We start from the raw sequence: 1352 nt of genomic DNA, 5'->3' as shown, positions 1-1352 counted from the left end.
CGCCGCCCGCGTCCCTCAGAGCTGCTCGCTGCGCCGCTCGGTGAGGCCGTGGTCCCGGGCGATGGCGTTCCACAGCGCGGCGGCCTGGTTCTTGGCCCTGGTCGCGTCACCGCTGGCCTTGTTGCCCTGCGCGGTGTGCGAGGTGCTCCGGGCCGTGCCGTCCTTGCAGACCTTCTTGCTCTTGGCCTGCTGCGCCCAGGCCGCGTAGTGGTCGTCGGCGGACGCCGACGCCTGCCACGCCTTCTTCAGCGACGAGTTCAGCTCGGCGTGCTTCGGCAGCTTGTCCACGGTGAGCTCGCCGAGCCTGGTCACCAGGCCGCGGCGCTGGGCGGCCGCGTCCTTCAGGTCCTTGACGGCCGCGTCCAGGTTCTTGCAGCTCTTGATGTTCTCCACCGACCGGATCACCGCGGCGCGGCTGTCGTTGCTGTCGGCCAGCAGTTTGTCCAGCGCCTCGGCCTGCGGCTTCGCCGGGTCGGCCGGCTCCTCGGAGGCACTGGTGCTCGGCGCGGGGGAGCCGGCGGCCACGTTCTCGTCCGGCGTCCCGGACTTCTTGTCGTCCCCGCCGCCGAAGACCACGGCGCTGACGCCGAGCCCGAGCACCGCGCAGCCGACGACGAGAGCGGCGACGACGGGCAGCAGGGACCGCCGGCGGGCGGGCGGCTCGTCGTCGTAGGAGGCACGCGGGTGGCCGGGCTCCGGGAAGCCCGCGTGGGGCGCGCCGGTGTGCGCGTCCGGTCCGGGCGGCCCGCCGGCGAAGCGCGGCATCTGCTGCGTCGAGTCGGCGACGCCGTGTGCCGGGGGCCCGTCGGAGCGGAAGAGGCTGTCGAACTCGGCGGGCGGCTGCCGGTCGCCCGGAGCGCCGGGCCGGATGCCGAACGGCGCACCGCCGGGCTCGGGCGGCACCGGCGCGATGTACTGCGTGGCGTCCGACGCGCCACCGGGCCCGCCTGCGCCCGCCCCGCCGCCCTGGGCGAGCGGACCGGTCCCGAGGAACGTCGTCGACTCGGCGGGCACCTCCGGCGGAAGGGCGCCGGGCGGGGTCGCGCCGCCAGGGACCGGGGCGATGTACTGCGTGGCGTCCGACGCCCCGCCGGGGACCTGACCGCCCGCGACCGGGGCGATGTACTGCGTGGCGTCCGACGCGCCACCGGGGACCTGACCGCCCGCGACCGGGGCGATGTACTGCGTGGCGTCCGACGCGCCACCGGGGACCTGACCGCCCGCGACCGGGGCGATGTACTGCGTGGCGTCCGACGCGCCACCGGGGACCTGTCCGCCCTGGGGCGGCAGCATGCGGGTCGGGTCCTCGTACGCACCGGCGGGGGTGTGCCGCCCGGGCGGCACACCCCCGC

1 protein-coding gene is annotated in these 1352 nt (G+C 76.6%); it reads right to left on the bottom strand.

Annotation, left to right across the window (positions count from 1 at the left end; translation table 11 throughout):
* Nucleotides 1-15 precede the first annotated feature (15 nt).
* Nucleotides 16-1352: hypothetical protein (locus EAO77_RS35525; RefSeq protein WP_410088757.1), on the bottom strand; the 1337-nt coding region annotated here is incomplete at its 5' end.

It is taken from the genome of Streptomyces sp. T39 (assembly GCF_008042045.1).
In the GTDB taxonomy this organism is placed as follows: Bacteria; Actinomycetota; Actinomycetes; order Streptomycetales; family Streptomycetaceae; genus Streptomyces.
This window is presented reverse-complemented; position numbering and strand designations above follow the sequence as displayed.